The sequence below is a fragment of the Parasalinivibrio latis genome, from assembly GCF_036825535.1.
GTDB classification, from domain to species: Bacteria; Pseudomonadota; Gammaproteobacteria; order Enterobacterales; family Vibrionaceae; genus Parasalinivibrio; species Parasalinivibrio latis.
On record NZ_CP098812.1, the window covers coordinates 2,027,365 to 2,053,210 of the forward strand.

Below are 25,846 nucleotides of genomic sequence, written 5' to 3' on the forward strand. Positions count from 1 at the left end.
ATGAGACCATGAAGAAAATTGCAGTAATTTGCGAATGTATGATTGAGCTGAATGGACACCCGTTCGGCACCATGCGCCAAACGTTTGGTGGAGACACTCATTACTGCTATCTATTTGTGCCGGGAGTTAAACAACCACCCAGAGCAAACAAACAAGCCAGATGCAGAGAAGATTATTAATGTCAGCTATGTGACGGCACTGGGAACAGATGCAATAAGTAACGGTATGGTGACCTGGTGGGAAGATGAGGGCATATCAACAGGGCTGATTCTAAGGGACAACATTGACAACAATATTACCCATCCTGGCAGCAACTAAATTAAGGAAAATTTATGCTTAATTTAAATGAAGCGTTAAAAAAGCTGAAAGTTATCCCGGTTATCGCCATTGACGATGCGGAAGATATTATTGAACTCGGAAATGTTCTGGCAGAAAACGGTCTGCCTGTTGCGGAGATCACCTTCCGTTCCGATGCTGCCACAGAAGCCATCAGGTTATTGAGAAAATCCCGGCCAGACATGCTTATTGGTGCGGGAACAGTCCTTACTCAGGCTCAAGTACTGCTTGCCAAAGAAGCCGGGGCTGATTTTATCGTAAGCCCTGGTTTCAACCCTAATACAGTTAAGGCCTGCCAGGAACTCGGTATTGATATAATCCCGGGCGTCAATAACCCTTCCAACATTGAAGCGGCACTCGAACTGGGCCTGACAACATTGAAGTTCTTCCCGGCAGAAGCCTCCGGAGGAGTGAATATGGTCAAGGCACTGATTGGCCCCTATCAAGATATTGAACTAATGCCCACAGGAGGGATTAACAGCAACAATATTAATTCATACCTCGCCATCCCAAAAGTCGTGGCTTGCGGTGGTTCCTGGATGGTAGATAAAGCACTTATCAAAACGAAAAACTGGGATGATATAGCAAGGCTAACACGAGAAGCTGTCGCGTTGGTACGCTAAGCCCCGAGTACTTTCATAATGCAGTTCACTTAAGCGGAGCTGCTTTGCGATTAACCGGATAACGGGTCTTTGATATTTTAACCGCTCTAGGCCTTGATGGTCTGGGGCATTTTTCTATAAAAAAGGACTGATAAGTCCCCCCTCAATGCTTGAAGCCTCTTAGGCATATTGCCTGGAGATAAGGCTTTACTCATTATCCTTAGTTGGCTCGCGATATACTGGCAAGCGTATTTGAAGCTTATTTCATTCGGTGCACGACCATGAGCTACTGCGGCTTGGCTGGCCTCTCGTCTCACCAGCTTGTATCCAAGAAGTAGTCCCCTAACTCCTGATAAACAAGCTCGACTGTCTTACTTCTCAACGTCATGCCATTGTGCTGCATTGAGCTTTTGATGTCTCGATAGCCCAACTCTACCTCCCACCGCTCATGATAAAGTGTGGCGACTTGCTCAGCGCTGTACTTCTCTCGTGGCAGTGAAGTAAACACGGTCTTCTCTTTTCCATCCACCTCATAAGTCACCGCTCTGACTTGCCACTTCTCAGGCAGACTCGGATTCTTTTTTCTTGCCTGAGGAGAGACTTTCATTTCGATAAGATTGTCGTTGGTTTCTTCCTCATCGAGAATAGTGTACACCAATCCCTTTCGAGCCTGAATGAGCCAGTGACGGTTTACACCACTCGCCGATAGGCTCAGTAACAAATCTGCACCATCAAACCCTTTGTCCAACAGAGTCACCGAGTTATCAGGGAGCGAACAAACGAAGGGCTGAGTATGGGGGATTTCACCTCGACGAAAGGGACTGTTATCCGCATCAATGATGATATGAGAACGTACATTCATCATGGTGACAAGTCGAAGAACTGGATAGGTTCTTTGACGTTCACCCGAGGTGTTCCCAGAGCCGAAGTGCTCGCGAAGCTCTGGGGTGTCTCCTGTTCTGAATAACGCACCATCAACAGCAAAACCTGAAGACCATGCCAATCATCCTCTGGGTATCTTTCTTTTCCCAATATCTCACTGCACTTTTTAAACAACCATTTCGGGGCTTCAGACCCGAGTCGTTGACAAGCCTGAGTCAGCCGCCTTTTGGCGAGAAGCGCTTCGTCAGCAAGTCCTTCAGCGCAGATGTTCATTCGACGGGCTACCTCAGCTATCGGTTCATTCCTGAAGAATGCCATCCCCACGATTAACCAAAGAACCATATCGCTGGGTAATCTTCTCCGCCTGATGGTGGCTTGAGTAGAAAGGGATGCGGCTGCGGCAACCCATTCTGAAGGGACATGCTCAGCAAACGTCGTGAGTTGGGAAACATCGACGGGTGATTCTTCGAGAAAATTACTTAGATATGAGGTAATGCGCATAAAAAACCGGAATGTTCGGTCAATCGATCCTAAACTGATCAGTATTGCCGAGTACGTTTCGGATTTTACAAGTAAAACTCGCCGACTAAAAAGTTGAAAAAATCCATTTTTCACCGTCACAGGCCTAGATACCCAGGCATGCATATTGCATAACATTACACCAAAGAATAGTTCACATGATTGCATTGTGGAAATTAAATACTAAAGCGTTACACATCAATATCAAATTCGAACTATATCGAGTAAATTCAATCAATTATACGCAAAGAAGATTGTGGGTATTTGTTCGAAAAGTGGGAGGTTTCTTAAAAAGGACGACACGGATTCAGAGAGTAAACATAGGACTTAAAATATTACGTTGAATATATGAGACATTGATCAATGTTTTGTTAACGCTCTTGTAACATCATATGTATTCCATATTTACAAATTGATTTTGTATTTACAAGATTAGCCCTGATGTAATGACGTTTAAGGAAAACCAATGCACCTAGAGTTAAAAGATCTTGCTAAGTCCTACGGAATGAACACATTTGCTGTGAAAGGAATCACTCTCGACATTCGTGAAGGAGAATTTGTAGTTCTGTTGGGTCCGTCAGGGTGTGGAAAATCGACACTGCTTCGAATGATAGCCGGTTTGGAGTCTATAACATCCGGAGATTTGGTAATCGCGGGTAAGTCCGTTGTTAACACTCATCCCAAAGAGCGTGATATTGCAATGGTTTTTCAAAACTATGCTTTATATCCTCATATGAGCGTAGGGCAAAATATAGGTTACCCACTTAAACTAAAAAAAAATACCAAATCTGAAATTTTAGAACGCGTAACTGAAGTAGCAAAACTACTTGAGCTCGATCAATTGCTTGATCGGAAACCTTCTCAACTTTCAGGGGGACAAAGACAGCGTGTTGCTATGGGACGTGCATTGGTGCGGAAACCCGCTGTGTTTTTAATGGATGAGCCCTTATCAAACTTAGATGCAAAACTACGAATGCAAATGCGAGTGGAAATATCCGAATTGCAAAGAAATTTAAAAATAACAACTCTTTATGTAACGCACGATCAAATAGAAGCAATGACAATGGCAGATAAAATTGTTGTTCTATACAACGGAGAGATACAACAAGTCGGGTCACCTTGGGAAATATACAGCGCCCCTGCAAATTTGTTCGTAGCCAGTTTTATGGGTAGCCCCCCAATGAATTTTTTAGGCAGCGGAGAAACAGAGGAATCTCAAACAGTAATTGGTGTACGACCTGAACATATTGAAATATCTGAAAACTTATACAGTTCTGATTTTTGCGGTGTATGCTCTTCGGTTGAAGTTCTTGGCTCTGAATCGTTAATACATATTTCTGTAGATCAAAAACGCATCATTATTGAAGGAGCAAAAGCAAGGTTTGGATCTCATGGAACGTCAATAATATGCAAAATGCCAGGAAACCAGCGGCATTTTGAAGGGAAAAAGTTGGGATTTTCGATTCCGGAAAAATCTAAATATTTATTTGATGCCAATACAGGCAAAGCAATATCCAAGTGAACCACATATGTAAAGAAAGGAAACTTTAATGAATAAAGTACTATCTGCTTCAATATTGGCTGCAATGTCTTTCTCGAGTATTGCAAATGCTAAAACAACGATTAATTTTTGGACTTGGGCACCAACAGAATCAACCATTAATGCTGTTATTGACGAGTTTGAAAAGCAAAATCCCAATATTGAGGTTAACTTGACTCTCCTAGAATCGACAGCTTATCAGGACAGATTGCCTCTTGCATTGGCATCAGGCGATAGCATTGATGTTGCGGCAATTCAAACCAGTACCATGGTAAATGTAGTTAAAGATTTTCTGGAACCCCTGTCACCGCTATATAATAAATATTCAACTTCATCTATAGACAGCCAGCTCAATGGTATTGCTCTTTCACAGGCAAAAAGCTTAGCGGATAATGGAGTCCTTTATCTAGCCCCAATGGGTTTTCTCGGTTCCGTTGTAGCATTTTATAACAAGACATTGTTAGACGAATTAGGTCTATCCGTACCTCAAAATCGTGAAGAACTTGCGAAGTTTGTTAAAACCATTGAATCTAAAAGGCCAGATCTCCTTCCTATTTCATTAACTGGTGTCAACTGGTTCCTAGATGAAATTACTAATACTATTACCGAACAATTCAAACCAGGTTTTTATAACTCGGTTCGATATAATGAAGGTGGCCAGTGGCAAAGTGCTGACTATGCTAAGTCCTTTGATGCAATTGTATCTCTCTATAAAGAAGGTATTTTCAGTAAAGATACTCTTGACATAGACTATGCGCGTGCAGCTGAACTTTTTCAGACTCAAAAATCTGTAATGTTCCTCCAAGGAAGTTGGGAGTCTGGTCTTCTTTCCGCTCCATTTAGAGAAAGTAATGGTATTAAATTGAACAATGTAACGGCATCTGGTTTGCCTGTCTTAGTTGAAGGTGGGAATAAGTCCATTCGATCATTTATCGAAATAGGTTTATCTGTACCGTTAAATTCAGAAAAGAAAGAGGAAGCTATTAAATTTATTGAATTTCTTACGAGCGGCGATGGCGTAGATGTTTGGAGTAAAAATCTCATCTTAGTCCCAAGTAAAATTGGCTATGAATTAAAGGATGGTATTTTCTCCACAGATGCAGCAAGGAAGGGCTATGAAGAGGTATCAGCTCTTCTCGCGAAACCAGGTAGTGATCGAAATAACGTATCAGATTTCTCTGTAAAAGTCGGTGATACTATCATTTCATCTATTCTCGATGAAAAAGACACTAATGAACAAGTCAAATTACTTCAAAGTGAATGGGAAAGCGGTAGATATTCAAACGATTTCTAAGCACGAGTGAGTGGCACTTTCGTGCCACTCGATTTTTATCCATAAGAAGACGATGAATTTTTTGTATGCAAACTCAGAAAAATTTAATCTGGAAATCTACTTTAAAAGAGTTTCTTATCTTTTTTGGCCCATTGATTTGTTTTTATCTGATTTACTATCTATTTAGTGCTGGATTCTTAATGAAAACAGCTTTTCAGAAAATATCAATGATTCTAGTGAATGGGAAATGGGTTGGATTTAAAAATTTCGAACTACTTTTGACAGATGCTAGCTTTATTACATCATTGGAAAATAACTTTCTATTTGCCCTAGTCAGTATCATAGCCGGATTGACTATAGGTTTTTTTATCGCAGTAACCTTGTCATCTGGTGTGCGAGGAAAATCAGTATACTATGCAATATTTTTATTGCCAACGTTAATGCCCTTGGCTCTCGTCGCTACAGTTTTTCGCAATATGCTCGAATCAAGATATGGGTCTGTTAATGAGACACTTCGGACAATTGGATTGGAATCGTTAGCACAAAGCTGGTTAATTGAACCCAACTTGGCCTTTGGTGTTGTTATTATATTGTTTGTCTACTTAATTGGTCTACCAATACTATATTACACTGCGAACTTGAGCAACATTAATACATCACTAATTGAAGCTGCAGTTTTAGATGGGGCGAGCACAACTAGATTATTTTTTCAGATTTTATTTCCATTAATGAAAGGAACTCACAAAACAATAATCATATCCACATTGCTTATGTCATTTCGCGCATTTGATATAGTGTTCTTTTCTACCGGAGGAGGTCCGGCCGGAACCACTGAAATAACAGGCACATATGTTTATAATTTTTCCACATCAGGTACAAATTTGGGTTACGCATCAGCGGCCGCATTTTTGGTAATGATTGTTTCACTATTAATTTCAGCCATACAACTCTTTTTGGGTAGAAAGTCGTAGGAAATATATATGCACCAACAAGATTTTTTATATAGAAAAAAAGCAGAGAAAACGATAATGCTAGTTTTCGTTACGTTTCTTGGTCTTATATGGTCAATTCCTATCATAGCTGCAGTAAATAAAGCGTTAGCGTTTAATGGATGGCAGAATTTCTATGACATAATTTTTGGAGATATCGGTGGCATTAAATTACACATCACCTACTTAAATTCATTTATTATAGCCTTGCAACATGCTTTTTTTGTTGTAGCAGTATCTAGTTTGGCCGGATATGGTTTTGCATATCTAGATTTTAAGTATAAAGAAGGTTTTTATTTTATCGTCCTCATGTTTATGGCGGTTCCAGCAACTTCTATTTTGGTCCCACTATTTTTTATAACAAGAGAGTTGGGGTTGCGTGATACACTTGTAGGTATATCTCTTCCAGAAGCCGCCTTGACTCTTCCTTTTGGTGTGTTATTGATGCGTAACTTTGCCGATGGTATATCCCGGTCTTATATTGAAGCTGCTATTATAGACGGAGCTGTTCATTGGAAAATTTTCTTTCAAATATTTATGCCAATAGCCAAACCAGCAGCGATAAATCTTGCGACATTATCTATGATGTGGTCCATGCAAGATTTTTTATTTCCTTCGCTTTTTTTAATTGATCCAGAAAAAACAACAGCAGCTCAAGCAGTAATGCGGTTCAAAGAGTATCTAGGCGCCACACCTGATGACATTGGACGATACAATGCAAGTCTTGTCCTACTAGCTATACCTGCATTAATTATTATTGTTTTTGGTTTAAGATTTATCACCCAGGGATTAACCAGCGGCGGAGTTAAAGAATGATAATTACGGAAACACTTAAATTAAATAGCACTGATTTTCTTTATTCCGATTTAGAGGCGGAAAATTTCAACTGCTCTTATCCAATAGGTAACGGAACATTAGGTGCAATGATTTACGGTTCAAGAGAGATTGAAAAAATCTCCCTTAATCATGATTGCCTTTGGGCAGGTGGTGATGCTCCTAGTTCTCCCAAAAATGGCCCACAAACTATTCAGCGAGCTAGAGAACTTATTTTCGCTGGCAAGTATAGGGAAGCCCAAAATATTTGCGAGGAAAATTTACTCACAGATTTCAACCAACCTTACCTACCTGCCGGCGATTTATTAATTGATTGGCATGACACTTTTAAGAATAATGATAATTATCAGCGGGTGTTAAGTTTGGAAGCAGGTACAGCTTTTGTTGACAATGATGTATGTCGTCGTACCTATTTTGCGTCCAATCCGCACAATCTTATCTGTATTGATATAAAGTTTAATAATGGACATCGCGGTAATGCAACATTTTCACTCACATCACAACTTCGTAACGATGTATCTATCAAAAATGAAGGCATAGTATTAACTGGAGAAACGCCAGAAAATGTTGTTTGGCATGGTGTGGACAATAGGGCTCCCGAAGAAGGTATCGTGGAATATGGTAACAATCCGCCACGTCACTACGCTATGGTCTGTTGTCCCACAAATCATGATGGAAAACTAGAGCATCTCAATGGAAACTTGGTTCTTTCTAATTTTAGTCGTTGTACTTTATTGATATCAATACAAATAAGTGATATTCATTCTGCACCACTTGATGACTGTTGGAATTCTATTACAAAACATTTGCATACTTCAGTCAGTAATCTGTTCACATCACATTATAACGATTTTTCTCAATTTTATAATCGTGTAAAGTTACGTTTGGGTTGTACCAAAGAAACTTGCTTACCAACTTGCACAGAGCAACGAATTCTTGACCGTCACCAAGGTCAATTTGATACAAGCCTTGATACATTGCTTTTTAATGTCGGTCGCTATCTGCTGATATGTAGTAGTCGCGCAGGAAGTCAGCCTGCCAATCTCCAAGGGATTTGGAATGAAAAGGTATCTCCCCCATGGTGGTCAAACTATACAATCAATATCAATACCCAAATGAATTATTGGCCTGCCGAAGTTTGTAATCTTTCTGAAATGCATGAACCAATGTTTCGTTTTATTAAAGAATTAAGCATTGTAGGCAGGGAGACGGCATCACAGATGTATGGTACTCGAGGGTGGGTTTCTCATCACCAAACAGATTATCGTCGCCAAACAACACCAGTGGGTTACTTAGACAATAAAATTATTGATAATTGCTCCCAATGGGCTTTGTGGCCAATGAGCGGTCCTTGGCTTTGTTCACACTTAATCGAACATTATCGCTTCACAGGAGATATTGATTTTCTCAGTGATTTTGCTTGGCCGATAATGAAAGGGGCTGCTGAGTTTTTATTGGATTGGCTGGTTGAGGATACCAACGGTATGCTTACTACAGCCCCTTCTACATCGCCAGAAAATATCTACCGTACTCCTGACGGTCAAATCAACGCCGTTTGTTCTGGTTCTGAAATGGATCTTGCCATAGCGAGAGACCATTTTTCCTCAATGCTTGAAGCTGCAAAAGTCATTGGTTATGAGGATGATTCTGTAATTCAAGAAATAAATGCTGTTATTCACAAAATTCCAACCATTCGAATGAATAGTCAAGGAAGAATCATGGAATGGAACGAAGATTGGGAAGAAGGTGATCACCCACATCGTCACATTTCACAGCTATTTGGTTTATTCCCAGGAAACCAGATATCTACTTTCAAAACCCCTTTGCTTTCTGATGCAGCTAAAAAGACACTTGATTTTCGAGGAACTGGGGGCACTGGTTGGTCACTAGTCTGGAAAGCTATTTGCTGGGCTCGATTGGAAGATGGGAATCATACATACCATCACATTGAAAATTTATTTTACCCAATCAGCTCCCAAGTTTTTTATACTGCAAACGATGGTGGAGGCATCTATCCTAATATGATGCTTGCGTGCCCTCCAATGATGTTAGAAGCAAATTATGGATATTCTGCACTGGTTGTTGAAATGTTAGTTCAAAGTCATGAAGAACATATTCGATTACTTCCTAGCCTCCCAAATAGGTGGATGGATGGCTCCATTTCCGGAATTAAGCTACGGAAGCAAATTGAAATCTCAATGGAGTGGGAAAATAGCAAAGTTCGACACTTAACATTGCAATCAAAGATTGATCAAAACGTTCGGCTTTACGTCAATGACTCTTTTTTATGTTGTCAATTAAAGGCTGACATACCTCATAAACTTTATTTTCAATAGTTTTTCCGAGACCACTCAGATAATGACATCAGCTTTTTGAATACTATCGGTTTGTTCACGGAAGTTTTAAATATCTAATAATAATAAAATATCCACCACAACGGCAGTAAAGTTTTGTCAAATTTGGTTAGAGATGAAATTTTTCGACATCAGACCAAGTTTGCCATTTCTAGGCATTTCGTAAATGCAGTAATAATTTCATACAGAGGTAACTTTATGAAAATGAAACACGCGACAATGTCTGTTGCAATGTTACTTTCTTCGTTGACCATATCCAACAGTGTACACGCAGCTTGTCAGGACGAAGCAGCAACACCGGGAAGAACACAACAGATTGGTACCAGTGCAAACGGGTTATGCCCTATCAAAGTTGACCAAACTTCTACTACAGACATCATAACTTATCTGACCGGAGGTAGTGCTGATAGACCAGATACCGCGCACATTTTGCCACTTAATGGACAACTCGCGAAACATACGTTTTTGGTTGAGCTAACATCAAACGATACCTTAGAATGGAAGGTAAACGTTGAAGGTCCAGGAGAATATTTCGATGTAACCGTTCGGATGCAAAGTCAATCTGAGACGGATACTTATCTTCTGTCTGTAGTTGGTGGTACCAGTTCAGCAGAACAACTAACGTTTTCTACACGCCAAGGCTGGGTCAGGGACCATGTTGGACAGATTTATTTGCCGCAGGGAACTCATACTATTCGTATGCAAAGAACCAGTGGTGAAGGCCACTATGAGTTGAAAGCTCTCGAGATCATGCAGTCCAATAAAAGGGCAGCTTATCTCGAGCGGGTGGCCGCTCACAGAAATGCTGCAGATACTGTTGAATTCACCAAGGACAAAATGGGTCTTATGTTCCAGTATGGCGCATGGGGCTATCCTGAGTTTGGTGAGAAAAAGAGTATAGATAATCAGGCAGGTGATTTTGATGTACAAAAATTTGCTGATTTCGTAGCAAGTACCGGTGCTGAATATATTATTTGGTCTGCTACTTGGTATACGTATCAATTTGATCAACCAGTGAAAGCTGTTGATACCATACTGCAAAACTATCACGCTGAGCAAGGGACAACCCCAATATTACAACGTACCACTTCAAGAAATTTGAATTTGGAAATTGCGACTGCTCTTGCCGACCGAAATATCGACTTCTATCTGTATTATCATACAGGACAAGATATTGCCCTTGGTTATGAATCAACTGATTGGTGGAGAGCGCAAAAGTTTCCCGCAAGCACATTCCATCCCGGCGGCATCGGAGATAAGAGTGTGTTCATCAACAATTGGATAAGCGTTGTGGAGGAAATCGGTGAGCAATTTGGTGATAAACTGAAAGGCTGGTTTTTCGATGACGCAATGGTTTATTATCCAGCCCCCTATGAACGAATGGCAGCAGCGGCACGCGCTGGCAACCCAGGCCGTTTGATGTCATTTAATCCATGGCACCTTTCAAATGCAACAGATTTTGACGATATATCATTTGGCGAAACGTGTTATTACCAAGATACAGAAGTTGGTGGAAATGGCATACATGTCAAGGGACCATTAAAAGGTCTTTTGGGACACTGTACTCCAACATTAAATCAAAATTGGGGAGTGCACTGGGAAAATCAAGAAATTAATTTGTGGAGTTGGTGGGCAAACGTAGATAACGCTTATTCTTATGTCAAAGATCATAATAGCCGAGGTTACCCATTAACTCTCGCGATTATGATGTGGGAAGACGGTAAAATTGGACCAGAAACAAAAGACATGCTTTTGCAATTGGGTGAAAGACTCGAAGTGTTTAAGTGTGAAGAGGAATGTGTAAATAATACCAGCAGTAAAATTCGTTATTCCGAAGGTCACTGGCAGCTTTCTAGCAACCGCACTGAGAATGATTATCAATCCGATGTTCACTACGCAGGTAGTTTGGATGCTTACTTTGAATTTGATTTTAACGGAACTGGTGTAGCTTTGTTTATGCCAAAACACAATACTTATGCTGATTTCGAAGTCTTTATCGATGGAGTATCACAGGGTATTTTCACCTCCAAAGCAGAAGGTAATGAATATCTTCCTCAGATTGAAGTATTTAAACATGAAAAGTTGTCCATTGGTAATCATACTATTCGCGTAGAAAACCGCGGTGGTGGCTACCTGCAAATTGATAAAATTGAAACGATAGGGGCTCAGGAATCTGTTGAAGTACCAAACAATGACTCTATTGGAATTAATTATGTAGGTGCATGGACAGAAGCCAGTAATCGTACTGAGGGTGATTACAACAATGATGTCCACTACACTCAAACAAATGGCGATTACTTTGAATACACGTTTTATGGGTATGGTATAGATGTTGTGATGCCTCTTAATCAGTCTTATGGTGATTTTGAAGTATTCATTGATAATGTGTCTCAAGGAGTGTATACGGCAAACAATGGCAGCAGCGCATACACTGCTCAGCAATACACATTTAGTAATCGAAATTTACCGTTGGGTCAGCATACAATTCGTGTTGTTAAGCTAAATGGTTTATTCATGCAGTTGGATAAGCTTCATGTATTTGCTGGATTCAATGATAATGCGCCAAATATAAGATACAAAGGTAATTGGCATGTATCAGCAAACAGAAATCCTGGTGATATCAACGATGATGTACACGCAACCACTACTCAAGGTGACAGTTTTGTCTTTGACTTCATCGGAGAAGGGTTCTCATTAGTCATGCCGACATATAGTGCATACAGTGATTTTGAAGTATTCATCGATGGCGTTTCATACGGAGTTCATTCTTCGAATCAAAGTGGCTCAACTTACATACCACAGGTTAAAACGTTCGAAGTTTCCGGTTTAACAAGTAAATTCCACTCGGTTGAGGTTGTTAACTTAGGCACTCAGCAGTATTTTCAATTGGACGGTGTGATATTGAAATAGTCAATAATACAAGTATCTCTTTTCGCAATAAAATCAACTACTGAATTTGTTCATTGGAGATAATAAGTTTGAGGCGTTTTACCTTTCACAAGATTATCATTCTTAGAGAGCTGTAAAACGCCTTTTTTGAGCCAACTGGCCTCGGACTCACGGTACCCGTCGACAACGGCCAGGACTTCCTTGCGACCTATATCGTCGACACCTATGACAACCAGAAGACATAGATTGTCGTCCATCCGGACCTTGCTGTAAACACCATCAGCCCAGACATAGACATACCGGCGTTTGCTCAGGTCGCGGTTGCGCCACTGTTCGTACTCTGCTTCCCATTGCAGCTTGAGCCGGGAAACGCTGTTGGCTGATAACCCCTTTGCCTGCTTGTCCAGGAGCGATTCCAAAGCAGGCTGCATATCACCCGTTGAGATCCCCCGCAAGTACAACCAGGGGACAAGCTCTTCAATGTTTTTGATCCGCTTGAGATAAGGCGGCACCAGCTTGCTGTTGAACTTAATCCCGCTGCCCGTTCTGTCACGGACTTTGGGCACTTTGACAGAAATGTCACCCAGTCCAGTTTGAAGCCTACGTTCCGGCAAGTGACCACTACGAACGACGTCCTGCTTTCCATTAATCTGGAGCGTTGAGAAATGTTCGAGCAAAGCTTGAACTTCTGCTTCTATGGCTTGAGCCAGTAACAGCTGTGCTCCCTGTTTGAGCAGTTCATTCAATAGATTTTCTGGTTTATGAAGTTCGGTAACGTTATGATTGTTGTCCATGCAGTGTACTCCTTGTTGATTGTTGATCTGGCGAAATCAATCAATAGGTTACACTGCATTCTTTCCTTCCTGTACACCAAAAATCACTATAGCTCCTCGAATGGTAAAACGGCCAATTCGTAAATGCAGCTATTACATCTCATGCCGGCCTTCCGTTAACAGTCTGATACAATGATATGTCTGCCACATTAGAGACAAAGGCAGGTCGTACTTACACCATTGATGCTTCTCTAAATATCTATTAGTAATCAATACTCTACAACGATTAAGTTCCGTGTATACGGACCTTATGATCGAAACTTAACTAATACATTCAGCATTAAAGCGGCAAGGTGACCAACCAAGAGGACTAATCAAATGTTTTCCTTACATTCATCCAAGCATCATTCAGGTGGTCTACCAATGCCTGTTCTGCAGCATCTGGGTCTCTCTCTAGTATCGACTGGAAAATAGCTTGGTGTGCAGAATAGCTTTGCATATTCATCACAGAATCATGCTCTATTTTCTCCCATTGTGGAGCTAACCAAGTACAAAACCCTTGATGAATAGCTGGGAAAATTGGATTGTTTGACACTTGGTATAGCACGCGATGAAATGCTTTATCAGTTTCATAGTAAGCGACAGGATCGCCAATGGCTGTACCGTTTTTTGCCAAGGCGTCCTTGAGTGCGCGAATGTGTTCTTTGTTGGCATTAATTGCAGCTTCCCGAACCAACATCTTTTCAACAAAGATCCTCATATCGTATAGATGCTTTATTTCAGGCTCATCCGAAAGGAAATGTGTGACAACTGTGCCTATGTTGTTCAAAACCGTTTCGTAATCCGGTTTCTTAACAACAGGTCGGAAGCGAGCCTTATTAGTAATAAGTCCTCTGTTATCCAGCGCAACAATTACCTCCCGAATTACCGTTCGGCTGGCACCAAACATTTCCATCATTGCGCGCTCAGATGGTAATGGCTCTCCATTTTTTAATGCTCCACTGACAATTTGCTGTTCGAGAGTAGCAAGAATATCGTCAGCAGCCCTACCACCAGACGTTTTTACTACCGGCTTACCCGCCGGACTTGCCTCAACGGACATTATTCAATTTCCCTTTTTAATTGATAGCTTTCCAATGAAGCGCCTGTAACCCTCTATGTTAATCATTTCACCACACTCAGACCATGATTTTTTTGGTATGACCATAAATACACAACAGGAATACTAAAACATCAAATACACACCTTTTATTGCACAATAACACATTTACTGTTGCAATTATCACCTAATTAGATATTCTTTACTTTGTTTTGTCGTACCATAATGTACTTGTCACATTTAAGACTTATCAAAACAGGGACGCAACCAGATAGAAGTATTCATGGAGTAAGAAACAATGAATGGGAAAAATGTAGCGGCATATTATGTTGGAGATAACAAGTTTTCTCTTGAGACCGCCCCAATTTACCGCCCCTTGAGCCAAGAAGTTCAGGTAGCCATTGCATATTGCGGCATATGTGGAACTGATATGCATGTATATGGTGGGCATATGGATCAACGTGTGGGAAAGCACAGAGTTATTGGCCATGAAATGTCAGGCGTAATCACAGAGGTCGGCAGTGATGTGTTCAACCTACAAGTCGGAGACCCCGTCGTCGTCCGACCACTTCAACACTGTGGGAAGTGTTCGACATGTCAACGTGGTCTTACCCATATTTGTGAGAATTTGAAATTTCTTGGGCTGGACTCTGATGGGGCTTTTCAACAGTACTGGACTGTTCCAGCACATACTATTCATAAGCTCCCACCTAATCTGCCACTTTCAGACGCAGCAATCGTTGAGCCGCTGGCTGTTGCATGCCATGACGTCGATCGCGCGAGGGTTTGCAAAAATGAAGATGTGTTGGTGATTGGTGCCGGGCCAATTGGCCTGCTAATTGCGATGGTAGCGCGCGAGTCTGGTGCTAATGTGATTGTCAGTGAAGTAGACCCCAAAAAAATTCGCTACACAAAAAGCCTCGGATTTACTGTCGTTAATGCTTCACTTCCTGGCCAGGAAGCTTCACTACTGAGTAAAACAAATCAAAAAGGATTTGATGTCATTTTTGACGCTTCAGGAGTTCAAGCAGCTGTTGATCTGTTTACCAAAGTGTCAGCAACCAGAGCAAGAATATGCATGGTAGCCATTCACACAAACAAGCCACAAATAGACCTATTTAAATTTTTTTGGCAGGAGCTGGAGCTAATAGGTGCTCGAGTATATGAATCAAAAGACTTTGATAAAGCAATTTCCTTGCTGGCAAACAAACAGATACTGCCGGAGCACATTGTCACGGGAATTAAACCTTTAAAAGAAATCCAAAAGGCATTTACTCCCAAAAAAACATTGAACATTAAAACACTTATTTCAGTAACGCCGGAGTTAGTGTGATGCAGTCAAAAACAAAGTTCGACCTGTGCGGTAAAAAAGCCCTCGTCACCGGTGCTCGCCGCGGCATCGGGAAAGCTATGGCAGAAGCTCTGGCGGAAGCAGGCGCAGATATCATTGGAGTCAGCCAAAACCTTGAACCCCAAGGGAGCGATGTAGAGCGATCTGTCTCATCATCAGGCCGCAGGTTTTGGTCCTATCAATGCGATTTTTCAAACCGAAATGCTATCCAAAACTTTGCGCAGCAGATTTTAGTTGATCACCCGGATATTGATATTCTTGTAAACAATGCGGGCACCATCAAGCGTGCGCCTGCCGTCGAACATGACGACAGCCTCTGGGACAACGTCATCGAAACTAACCTCTCCTCGCAATTTATCCTGACCCGTGAAGTAGGCCGAACCATGGTAGAACGGGGTGAAGGGAAAATCATTTTCACAGCGTCTCTGCTCACATTCCAGGGAGGTATCACGGTTCCGGGTTACGCCGCCTCAAAAGGTGGAATTGGGCAACTGACCAAGGCCTTTGCCAACGAATGGGCATCAAAAGGCATTAACGTTAACGCCATAGCACCTGGATATATTGCAACTGACAACACAGAGGCTCTACAGAAAGACACCGCCAGAGCGAAATCAATCCTGGAAAGGATCCCGGCTGGGCGCTGGGGTAACCCAAACGATTTTGCCGGGCCTGCTGTTTTCCTTGCATCCGGTGCTTCAGACTATGTGCACGGCACCATCTTGACAGTAGATGGAGGATGGATGGGCCGGTAGTCCATCTGGACAGGAGAATGTAGAAGATGAAGCGAATCGCCGTAATCGGTGAATGCATGATTGAGTTCAGCGGGAAGCTTTTTGGAACAATGAATCAGGGGTTTGGAGGTGATTCGTTGAATACCGCCATCTATCTGAAGCGCACCGCAAGCCAACTGCCCAAGCCTTTAGATGTAGACGTCTTTTATGTTACTGCGATGGGAGCCGACTCAATCAGCAACAACTTGGTCTCTCGTTGGGAAGCAGAAAGGCTCAACACATCGATGGTGCTGCAAGATAATACCCGCGCGCCCGGTCTTTACCTCATTGAAGTAAATGAAGAGGGAGAAAGAACATTTCACTATTGGCGAAACGGGTCCGCTGCAAAGTACCTCTTTCAGCACTCGGATATAGCAACAATCTTGGAAGAAATCGAGCAGTTTGACCTGCTGTTTATCAGTGGAATCAGTGTCGCGATCTTGCCCGAAAAAGACCGTAGCCATCTGGTTTCGATGCTGCATCGCTGTAAAGAGAAAGGCGTAACCATCGCCTTCGACAGTAACTTTCGCCCTGCCCTTTGGAAAGCAGTCAGCCATTGGGAGGAAACAAAAGCAGTCTATGAAGCAATATTTGCCGCAACAGATATCGCACTGCTGACCTTCGATGATGAGCAAATGCTATGGGAGGACAATACACCGGCTGAAACACTCTCACGCCTTGCCTCTAAGGGAGTGGATACCACGGTTGTCCGTCTGGGAAAGAACGGATGTATTGCCCAGAGGCTGTCCTCTGGGAAGGCTGTGCGCGTCAGCACGGTGCCGGTACAACAGGTCATCGACAGCACTGCTGCGGGCGATTCTTTCAATGGAGCATTTCTGGCCAGCTACCTTGCCGGATACCCATTGCGCAAATGCTGCGAAAACGCCAACAGCGTCGCGGGGCAGGTTATTCAATTTTCTGGCGCAATTATCCCGAACGACACAAAACTTTTACCTAAGGAAAGGAAATGACCGAACTTAACGAACAGCTCAGTGCAATCAAAGTCGTACCCGTTATCGCGATAGACCGGGCAGAAGACATTTTGCCCCTTGGTGAAGTACTGATGGCAAACGGCCTTCCCGCTGCTGAGATCACCTTTCGTACCGCCGCCGCTGAGAAAGCCATTCGCTTGCTCAGTAAAAGCCAGCCGGACATGTTGATTGGTGCTGGTACGGTGTTAACTGAAACACAGGTTTCCGCAGCCAAATCAGCTGGCGCGTCGTTTATCGTGTCCCCCGGTTTTAACCCTAATACCGTCAAAGCCTGCCAAATACACGACTTGGACATTATACCCGGGGTGAACAATCCTTCCACTATTGAGGCAGCACTTGAGCTAGGTATTTCTACGCTCAAGTTCTTTCCAGCCGAGGCTTCCGGTGGAATTAATATGGTGAAATCCCTGCTGGCACCCTATACCGACATCCACTTGATGCCAACGGGCGGTATAAACGCTGTGAACATCAATGACTACCTGAATATTCCTCGAGTAATTGCCTGCGGAGGAACCTGGATGGTAGACAAAAAGCGTATTGATGCCGGAGACTGGGACGGATTGGCTGTCTCCGTCAGAGAAGCGGTTGCGCTCGTCAACAGTTGATCGCTCTAAGTAAAAAACCGGGAGATAAATATTTCCGGTTTATTGTATTCAGGATGATCACTTCATGTGTTCACTTCCGCACCGTGGATTTCAGGGGTGACTGTTGGCGGGCGTGACAAACACTTTTTCAGCTAGCCGATTGCATACTTCTTTTTAAAGATAAAAGCGGCTTTCCCCGGAAAGCCGCGATGAACCTTAAAAACACGGTATATTTCACAGGCTGTCGAATCTGAAATAAGATATGACTGCAGCTTTAGCAAGTCTTACTCACAATAATCACTCGATATCTGTTTAAGGAATCTACATGACTGATGGATTAGCTCACAAATTTCCGGTTTCTGTAAAGGGCGTTTTAGATCTCGGTGGACGGTACCCACTTCTAAAAAATGAGCGTGATGAATGGGAACTTCCTGGGGGTAAATTAGAGCCGGGTGAAGACTTAGAAGAGTGTGTCACACGGGAAACTTCAGAAGAACTGGGTGTAGCCGCTTACGTTGTTCAAGAACTGAATAACTGGCTTTATCCGGTTAATGAAACGGAGGTTGTTATTGTCACTTATCTCCTGAGAACCCATGAAACAGATCCCAAGTTGATCATCAGTAATGAGCATAAAGAACTAAAAGTGTTTTCTTTTGAAGAAGCAAAAATGCTTAATATGCCAACTGCATACTTAAGGTCTTTAGAGTTGGCCGAAGCAGCCCGGTAATATACCGGGCTAGTGAGCGACCTGTTACATTAATCTGCCGAACACACTCGCTTCAAAATCAAAGCTGATTTTTCCGCCAATGCTAATTGCATATTTCCATTACCGGCAATTAATTTGTCGTCGCCCATCACTGATGTGAACGCCCCCATCTCCACACCAGTTTTCCAAACAGGAAGTACAAACGAAACCGGCTTTTCCCCACGGTTTACTGCACAGATAACCACGTCTCCGTCTAATACACGGGCAAATGCCAGTATGTCACCTTCCGCATGCAACCACTGGATACTGCCCTGTTGCACAGCTTTGGAATGTTGACGAAGGGCTGTCAGCGTTTTAATGAACCCCACCATCTCCCGGTGCTGTTCAAGTCGTTCCCATGGGAAGCAACGGCGGTTGTCGGGATCATGTCCACCTTCCAACGACACTTCGGTGCCATAGTAAATACATGGGACTCCAGGCCAACAGAACAGGAACATCAACGCATTGCGGAAAATTTGTTCATCACCATTAACCATGGTTAAAAAACGCATGGTGTCATGGCTGTCGAGCTGGTTTAACTGGCTCAACTGGTTCCGCCAGGGCACTTTTGCCATGGCTTCCATCAACCAGTCAGCAAACTCATCCGCTTCTATCTGGCATGGGTCAAATGCGATATCCAATCCGGCAAAAAACGCCCTCACCGGATGGGCAAAACCGTAGTAGTTCATCGCGCCATCTTCCTGGTCACCTTGCAGCCAGGATGTCGCTTCAAAGAAATGCTCACCCAATACATAACAATCCGGGTTGACAGACTTCGCTGACTCACGAAACGCCCTGACATAGTGGGCGTTGTTTGTCGCCCCCTCTCCTTCCCCAAGCATATGGATAACATCAAACCGCCAGCCGTCAATGCTATACGGATGACGAAGCCAATGTTTGATTACCGCATTTTCACTGTCGTAGAAGTAGTTGCGGACCTCCTGATTCAGGTAGTTCAGCTTTGGTAATGTCTGAACGCCATTCCAGCCGATGTAATTTTCTGAATCACCATCAAACTGATAATACTCGCGGTATGGTGATGCAGGGTTCTGCCAGGCACCCTGCCCGTCTGTTCGATTGTGGAACCTGTCAAACCAAGGGTGGTTAAGTGAAGTGTGATTAAACACCGCATCCAGCACAATCTTCATTCCACGGGCGTGAAGATCCGCCACCAGCGCTGCAAACTCCTCGTTGGTACCCAAATGCGGGTCAACGTTCAGGTAGTCTGATGTGTCATATTTATGGTTGCTCGGTGCGGTAAAAATCGGGTTAAGGTAAAGGGTAGTCACACCCAGTTGTTGCAGATAATCCAGTTTTTCACGAATCCCTTTCAGGTCGCCGCCGTAGAATTCACAGGCCCCCTGTTTTCCATGTTCTGAAACCGGTTCACCCCAGCCTTTGGCTACAGTCGGTTTTTCATCGCCATGTAGGCAGTACTCTCCGGTTTTTACATTGATATCCGGGTTACCATTTGCAAAACGGTCAGGGAAAATCTGGTAAAAAACCTGCTCTTTCACCCATTCCGGCGGTTGATGTTCAGCGTTATAGCGAAACTGTCTTTCCAACCCAGGCATCCTGCTGGATATACCCGAGCTATGCAGCCACCACTGCCGGCTTTGAGTCACCACTTTAAAGCAATAAACCGTTGTCGCTTTGTCCTGGTTAAGAGGGATAACCGCCTGCCACGTTTTTAACCGCCCCTCGACACACACTGTCTCCATAGCTATAAGGCGCTGTTCGTTGTCCGGCTCACAGCGGACATACAAAACATCGGGCTCAAAATCATTTGCTGTCACTACACGTACTGTCAAATCTCTATCTGTTGCTACAACCCAGTGGCTGTCCTGCCCATGATAAATAAACGGCGCTTTCATTTCTCATTCACCAAAATTATTGATTTTTAGGATTTATTTTAAGATTAGGAAATTTCGTCATCCGCCGGATATTATTTAAAGACGATTGCACCGTTTGTGACGCCGAAAAGATTTTGAATATGAGTAAAGCCTTAAGCAGGGGAAAATCGAGGTAACAGTTCAGCCGTCAGATCACAGAGTTAAAGGAATTTAAAAGTAAAGCTATAAATTTCGTAACTTTATCTACACTAGATATGAAGCACTTGTAACATATAAGCGACAAATGCTGGGTCGAAAATAACGCCGATGATTGATCAGTCACAGGTAAGGTTATGAATTTAAAAAACTTAACCATTAAAAATAAATTAATGTCCGGAAATATAATCAATGGGATATTGATTTTCATACTTTGCGCGATCGCATGGAATGGCATCAGTACCATGGATAAAACCGAAAAGATGGTTAGCCATACCTACAACGTCATCAACTACTCAGATGGCCTGGTTAACTCTATGGTAGATAAAGAGACCGGTTTACGAGGTTTTGCAATTGGTGGTGATGAAGAATACCTCGAACCCTACTATGGCGGAATAAAGGCTTTCGAGGATAACTTAAGAACAGTCACCAAGCTGACCAGTGACAATCCCGCCCAGCAGGACCGTTTTGCAGAAGTGGCTGAAGTCGCCCACCAATGGGACAATTATGCGGAAGGTATCATCGCACTTCGTAAAAACATCAAAGCCGGAGAAAAGATAAATCTCTCACTAAACCAATTGATTGAGTCCGGTGTTGGCAAAAAAAGCATGGACGGACTGCGTGCAGAAATAGCAACCGGCAATTACGGGAGCAATGGCCGAAACCTCCTGGATGCCATGATCAATATGGAAACCGGGCTGCGGGGATTTATGCTAAACCGCAAAGAGGAATTTCTTGAGCCCTATGTAGCTGGTAAAAAATCGGCTGAAAACATCATTTCATCAATCCAGGGAACCCAGTTAGCCGGAAGTGCCTCACAATGGATAAATGGGTATGCTGAAAAAGCCATTACGATGGTAAGGGAAGCAAACAAATTCCCTACCGGCGATGATCTTTACCAAGAGCTGGCCAAAAAGCAGGGCAAGGTTTTCATGGACGGTCTTCGTGAAAAAGTCGCTGTCATTGTTTCCATCGAACAGGGGCTGATGGACCAGCGTGTGGAAGCTTCTCAGAATGCATCGTCGGTAACGAAAACTATCATTGTTCTCGGCGGTTTGGTGACTGTCGTTATCGCATTTTTCATCGGTACAGTCGTATCCGGAACCATCACCAAGCCTATTCACGATGTGTTGCTTGCAGCTAAGAAACTCTCCGACGGTGATTTAACCGTGAATCTTCCCAAAGGCGGGAATAATGAGGTAGGCACTCTGCAAAACGCCCTGCAATCCACAACCGACAACTTGAGAGGCATTATCCAAAGTATGTCGGATGCCAGCAATCATCTCTCTGAGTCCTCATCTTCGCTGTCAAAGGTAATCTCCGCGACCAATAAAGGTGCTGGCGAACAGCTGAACATGACGGATAACGTTGCCTCCAGCATGGAACAAATGTCTGATTCTGCTCTGGAAATCGCAAAAAATGCCGAAGAAGCAGCTTCATGTGCCAACGACGCAAGCAAAGAAGCACAATCAGGGTTGGCTGTTGTTCAGGAAACTATCCGGAGTATCAGTTCACTGGAAGGAGAGATCACCAATACAACAGCCCGTCTTAACGACCTGGCGACTGAGACAAACAATATCGGTAGCATTCTGGATGTCATTCTGGATATTGCCGACCAGACAAACCTCCTTGCACTGAATGCAGCAATAGAAGCAGCACGAGCCGGGGAACAAGGCAGAGGCTTCGCAGTTGTCGCAGACGAAGTCAGGGGATTGGCCCAGCGAACCCAAAACTCCACCTCTGAAATTCAGGGGCTTATTGAACGCCTCCAGCAAGGTACCACTGAGGTAGTCGCCAGCATGGAGAAAAGTAACAAAATCGTGCGTGACAGTGTGGTTGATGCTGGGAAATCAGGAGAAGCTTTCTCCACTATCACCTCCTCCATTGAGCGAATTCTCGAAATGAATACCCAAAGTGCTGCGGCCAGCGAAGAACAAACGGCAGTTACAGAGGAAATAAGCAACAACGTGCAATCGGTGAGCGCAATTTCGAGGGAAAGTGCATCAAACACCCAGCAAACAGTCCAATCAAGTAAAGAGTTGGAAAAACTTGCAGATACGCTTAAAAACATTGTGGGCAGGTTTAAGTTAGCCTAACCCTCTGTATTAAGACGCTTATGCACCCGGCTTAACAGCCGGGTGTTTTTATTTGCCATTCAGGCAAACATACTGATAAATAACGCAACATTTTGCATCATTGCGGTGAATAAGTGAGATAATGATTTATACAAATGCAATAGCCAGGTAATAAAACGAAACGTGAAAGGATCAACCGACATGCCAGATATCTCCATTCGCAGAGCAGAACGTTCAGACTTTAAAGACATAAACCACCTTACAGATGAACTTGGCTACCATGCCACACTCGAACAAACTGAATGTTGGTTAAACCTCATGTTGAGCTCTGATGCACATGAAGTATTTGTCGCAGAAATTGAAAGCGTGGTCGGTTGGATATCTGTCGAGAAGAGAATTACCCTGGAAACGGGCATTAAAGCTGAAATTACCGGCATGGTTGTTGATTTAGCGGTAAGGCGGAAAGGCTTAGGCAGAAAACTGATATCCAAAGCTGAAGATTGGGCCAAGCAGCAAAGTCTGTCCCGGATAGTGGTCCGTTCTGACATCAAGCGGGACGCTTCTCATTCTTTTTATAAAAGTGCCGGGTTTATACATAAAAAGACCGCCCATAATTACGTAAAGTCCATTTAGCATCGTACCGCCGGAAAAACAGAGAGGCCCATATGAGGGCCTCTTTCAGGATTAGGTTGTTCCAAGTATTACAACGCCAGTTCTTCCCTAAGCATCGCAATCACTGCAGCCTCATCTTCAGCTTCACGCAGGCGTTCACGGAAGTCCGCATGAATCAGCTTTCTGGCCAGTGACGAGAAGATTCGCATGTGCTGGTCACCCTGGTCCTTGTTCAGGGTCAGCATGATGATGAAATCCACATCACCGGAGTCAGACTGCCAGTTAATCGGGCTTTCAAGCTGGGCAATACTGATAGATGAATGGCGAATATTCTCTGATTTGGTATGCGGGATAGCAAAACCAAACCCAAGGCCAGTAGAGAACACGGCTTCTCGCGCCCAGATATCTTCTTCAAGAAGGAACTCTGCATCAGTACGCCCGGTCAGGGCAAGGTTCCCTACCAGCGCCTGAATGGCTTCTTCCTTAGTACGGAAGTTGGCGCGCTTAAATACACACTCAGTATCCAGCAGGCTCTTACCCGCCTCGTTCTGCTCCATGTTATCCAGTACCGCGACTACATCTGCGATCGTGGCACAGTCACACGCTGCATCAAACAATGTCCGACAAGCCTGGCTGTCCAACTCGGCAAGCAAAGCCTTGGTCGCCGGAATATTTGGTGCACTCATACTCACCTCGTCCAGCCCCGCCCCCACAAGCAGCGGCAACACGCGGGCATCTGCACCCAGCTCGCCGCATAGGCCAACCCAGCGGCCGTTGGCATGGGCGGTATCAACAACCTGTCGCAGCATGCGCAGGAAGGATGGAGCCATACTGTTGTAAAGGCTCGAAACCTGGTCGTTGTCGCGATCCACCGCCAGGAGGTACTGGGTCATATCGTTTGAACCGATGCTGAAGAAATCCACCTCCTTGCTGAACTGGTCAATCATAAACGCAACGGCCGGTACTTCTACCATGATCCCCAATTCAATGTGGGCAACATGATCAAGGCCTTCAGCACTCAGTTCGTTGGCCACGATGCGCATCTGCTCTTTTACCCAGCGGATTTCCTCAATGCTCTGGATCATCGGCACCATGACGCGGGCATGGCCACAGCAAGCTGCACGCAAAATGGCTCGAAGCTGGGTGCGGAACAGATTCAGGAACTGAGGGTAGATGCGCACCGCGCGATAACCGAGAAACGGGTTTTGCTCTGCCGGTAAGTTCAGGTAGTCGATTGGCTTGTCACCACCGATATCCATGGTACGGATGATGATCGGCTTACCTTCTGCCGCTTTCAGGACATCCGAATAGGCACGGAATTGTTCTTCTTCGGTCGGCGCACTGGCTCGGTCCATAAACAGCATTTCGGTGCGAAACAGACCAACGCCTTCTGCCCCTTGGTTAAAGGCCCCTTCAGCCTCTACGGCACAGGCGATATTCGCAGCAACCTCAATGCGCTTGCCATCGCGGGTCATGCCCTGCTTACCGGCAAATCGCTTCTGTTGGTTGGCACGTCTGTCAGCCAACTGCATGGCGCGGTCAAAGTAAACCTCGACGCCTAAATTGGCGTTTACGGCCACAACACCCAGTTCCGCATGCAGGTAAACCTTGGTACCCAAGGCCCCTTCACAATCCGCAACGGAAATACCGCTCAGTGTTGGGATACCAAATGCGCGGGCTAAAATAACGGTGTGTGACGTTTTACCCGCATGGGTAAGGACCAGACCTTTCGTCAGGCCGCGATCCAGTGACAAGAACTGGCTCGGTGTCAGGTCTTCAGCGATAACGATGCTGGGTTCAGTCAGCTCAAACCGGGCAACCGGAACGTCCGGGTATGCTGCTGCCAGAAGTTGGCCCGCCACGTCACGGATATCCAGTACACGTTCTTGCAGGTAGGCACTGGAAGACTGACTGAGCTGTGCCGAAACGCGCTCCACTTCCGCCAAAACTGCATTGGCTACAGACGTTTCAACCAGTAATTTTTCGATGTTCACGGTAAATTCCGGATCATTGGCAATGGAAAGGTGCGCATCAAGAATCGCGTTCTCTTCCCCATCTGCTTTTTGCAGGTTTTCCTGCAGTGCAGCAACCACCGCCGCTTTTGCACGGGCAAAGCGATCAGCTTCGTTGTCACATACCGGCGTCGCATAGACACGGATATCGAACGTTTTCATTTCAACCAGTACGCCGGCACCAATGCCTTTTGCCAGGGTATTGCCCTTAATCAGTTCAGGGTTGTGACGCATCAGTGATTGTGGCAGAACGATTTTCGCATTGTCGTCCAGGTTTGCCAGTGGTTCATCACAGTATGGGAAAACATCTTCCATAAAGCGTTCCAGTGCCGCGTGTGCTTCCGGCGCATCACAGCCCTCAAACGTCAGAGTGAATTCGTCGTTCAGCAGCGTGTCAGTACCAACAATGGACAGCACGCTTTTCGCATTGCCCTTGTTACCGTTACGCAGGTTGGTCAGGGTAATCTGACACGCAAATTCGGCGCACGCTTTTTCCAGGTGGGAGGCAGGACGAGCGTGGATACCATTTGGGAGGCTACAGGAAATTTGTAATGTTCTGTTCGTCAT

General features: G+C 44.1%; 17 protein-coding genes and 3 pseudogenes. 15 read left to right on the plus strand and 5 right to left on the minus strand.

Features of this window, described 5'->3' with window-relative positions; translation table 11 throughout:
- Positions 1-8: 8 nt before the first annotated feature.
- A pseudogene (locus NF212_RS09495) lies at positions 9-279 on the plus strand (sugar kinase); the annotation flags it as partial.
- A 53-nt stretch (positions 280-332) separates the two neighbouring features.
- Positions 333-959 carry a bifunctional 4-hydroxy-2-oxoglutarate aldolase/2-dehydro-3-deoxy-phosphogluconate aldolase gene (locus NF212_RS09500; RefSeq protein ID WP_434354971.1) on the plus strand — a complete coding sequence of 209 codons (627 nt, stop codon included), beginning with the start codon at positions 333-335 and terminating at the stop codon, positions 957-959.
- A 25-nt stretch (positions 960-984) separates the two neighbouring features.
- Here NF212_RS09500 and NF212_RS09505 read toward each other — a convergent pair.
- Positions 985-2,321: pseudogene (locus tag NF212_RS09505) on the minus strand (IS4 family transposase).
- Between the two features lie 484 nt (positions 2,322-2,805).
- On the opposite strand from NF212_RS09505, the gene NF212_RS09510 reads away from it, so the two are divergent.
- The 6 genes from NF212_RS09510 (at position 2,806) to NF212_RS09535 (ending at position 12,239) form a co-directional block, all read left to right on the plus strand.
- On the plus strand, positions 2,806-3,861 hold the full coding sequence (locus NF212_RS09510) for an ABC transporter ATP-binding protein (RefSeq protein ID WP_434354973.1): 1,056 nt from the start codon (positions 2,806-2,808) through the stop codon (positions 3,859-3,861).
- Positions 3,862-3,889: 28 nt separating this feature from the next.
- Positions 3,890-5,173 (plus strand): ABC transporter substrate-binding protein, encoded by a 1,284-nt coding sequence (locus NF212_RS09515; protein WP_434354975.1) that lies wholly within the window; start codon positions 3,890-3,892, stop codon positions 5,171-5,173.
- A 65-nt stretch (positions 5,174-5,238) separates the two neighbouring features.
- Complete coding sequence (locus NF212_RS09520) at positions 5,239-6,123, plus strand: carbohydrate ABC transporter permease (protein ID WP_434354977.1); 885 nt, start codon at positions 5,239-5,241, stop codon at positions 6,121-6,123.
- 9 nt (positions 6,124-6,132) lie between these two features.
- The gene (locus NF212_RS09525; RefSeq protein WP_434354979.1) at positions 6,133-6,957 is read left to right on the plus strand and encodes a carbohydrate ABC transporter permease; all 825 of its coding nucleotides are present in this window, start codon (positions 6,133-6,135) and stop codon (positions 6,955-6,957) included.
- Positions 6,954-9,311 (plus strand): glycosyl hydrolase family 95 catalytic domain-containing protein, encoded by a 2,358-nt coding sequence (locus NF212_RS09530; protein ID WP_434354981.1) that lies wholly within the window; start codon positions 6,954-6,956, stop codon positions 9,309-9,311. Before NF212_RS09525 ends, NF212_RS09530 begins: the two co-directional genes overlap by 4 nt.
- A gap of 216 nt (positions 9,312-9,527) precedes the next feature.
- Positions 9,528-12,239, plus strand: coding sequence for a hypothetical protein (locus NF212_RS09535; RefSeq protein WP_434354984.1), 2,712 nt, complete (start codon positions 9,528-9,530; stop codon positions 12,237-12,239).
- Between the two features lie 131 nt (positions 12,240-12,370).
- Here NF212_RS09535 and NF212_RS09540 read toward each other — a convergent pair.
- Together NF212_RS09540 and NF212_RS09545 are read right to left on the minus strand one after the other, a co-directional pair.
- Positions 12,371-13,012 (minus strand): annotated as a pseudogene (locus NF212_RS09540) (transposase); the annotation flags it as partial.
- Positions 13,013-13,361: 349 nt separating this feature from the next.
- Positions 13,362-14,093 (minus strand): FCD domain-containing protein, encoded by a 732-nt coding sequence (locus NF212_RS09545; protein ID WP_434354986.1) that lies wholly within the window; start codon positions 14,091-14,093, stop codon positions 13,362-13,364.
- A 295-nt stretch (positions 14,094-14,388) separates the two neighbouring features.
- Between NF212_RS09545 and NF212_RS09550 the strand changes: the two genes are divergently transcribed.
- From NF212_RS09550 to NF212_RS09570, 5 genes are all read left to right on the plus strand, one after another.
- Positions 14,389-15,423, plus strand: coding sequence for a zinc-dependent alcohol dehydrogenase (locus NF212_RS09550; protein ID WP_434354988.1), 1,035 nt, complete (start codon positions 14,389-14,391; stop codon positions 15,421-15,423).
- Positions 15,423-16,193: an SDR family oxidoreductase gene (locus NF212_RS09555; RefSeq protein ID WP_434354990.1), complete on the plus strand. Its 771-nt coding sequence runs from the start codon at positions 15,423-15,425 to the stop codon at positions 16,191-16,193. The genes NF212_RS09550 and NF212_RS09555 overlap by 1 nt, the downstream gene beginning before the upstream one ends.
- Before the next feature lie 26 nt (positions 16,194-16,219).
- Positions 16,220-17,182, plus strand: coding sequence for a sugar kinase (locus tag NF212_RS09560; protein ID WP_434354992.1), 963 nt, complete (start codon positions 16,220-16,222; stop codon positions 17,180-17,182).
- Positions 17,179-17,808 carry a bifunctional 4-hydroxy-2-oxoglutarate aldolase/2-dehydro-3-deoxy-phosphogluconate aldolase gene (locus NF212_RS09565; RefSeq protein ID WP_434354994.1) on the plus strand — a complete coding sequence of 210 codons (630 nt, stop codon included), beginning with the start codon at positions 17,179-17,181 and terminating at the stop codon, positions 17,806-17,808. Before NF212_RS09560 ends, NF212_RS09565 begins: the two co-directional genes overlap by 4 nt.
- Positions 17,809-18,112: 304 nt before the next feature.
- Complete coding sequence (locus NF212_RS09570; protein ID WP_434354996.1) at positions 18,113-18,514, plus strand: NUDIX domain-containing protein; 402 nt, start codon at positions 18,113-18,115, stop codon at positions 18,512-18,514.
- A 29-nt stretch (positions 18,515-18,543) separates the two neighbouring features.
- Here the strand turns inward: NF212_RS09570 and malZ are convergent, their stop codons facing one another.
- Positions 18,544-20,406 (minus strand): maltodextrin glucosidase, encoded by a 1,863-nt coding sequence (gene malZ, locus NF212_RS09575; RefSeq protein ID WP_434354998.1) that lies wholly within the window; start codon positions 20,404-20,406, stop codon positions 18,544-18,546.
- Positions 20,407-20,825: 419 nt separating this feature from the next.
- Here malZ and NF212_RS09580 point away from each other — a divergent pair, with 419 nt between their 5' ends.
- Complete coding sequence (locus tag NF212_RS09580; RefSeq protein WP_434355000.1) at positions 20,826-22,676, plus strand: CHASE3 domain-containing protein; 1,851 nt, start codon at positions 20,826-20,828, stop codon at positions 22,674-22,676.
- Between the two features lie 180 nt (positions 22,677-22,856).
- Entirely contained in the window at positions 22,857-23,288 is a 432-nt protein-coding gene (locus tag NF212_RS09585) for a GNAT family N-acetyltransferase (RefSeq protein WP_434355002.1), read from the plus strand.
- A gap of 68 nt (positions 23,289-23,356) precedes the next feature.
- Here the strand turns inward: NF212_RS09585 and ptsP are convergent, their stop codons facing one another.
- Positions 23,357-25,846, minus strand: a complete 2,490-nt coding sequence (gene ptsP, locus NF212_RS09590) for a phosphoenolpyruvate--protein phosphotransferase (RefSeq protein ID WP_434355004.1) — start codon at positions 25,844-25,846, stop codon at positions 23,357-23,359.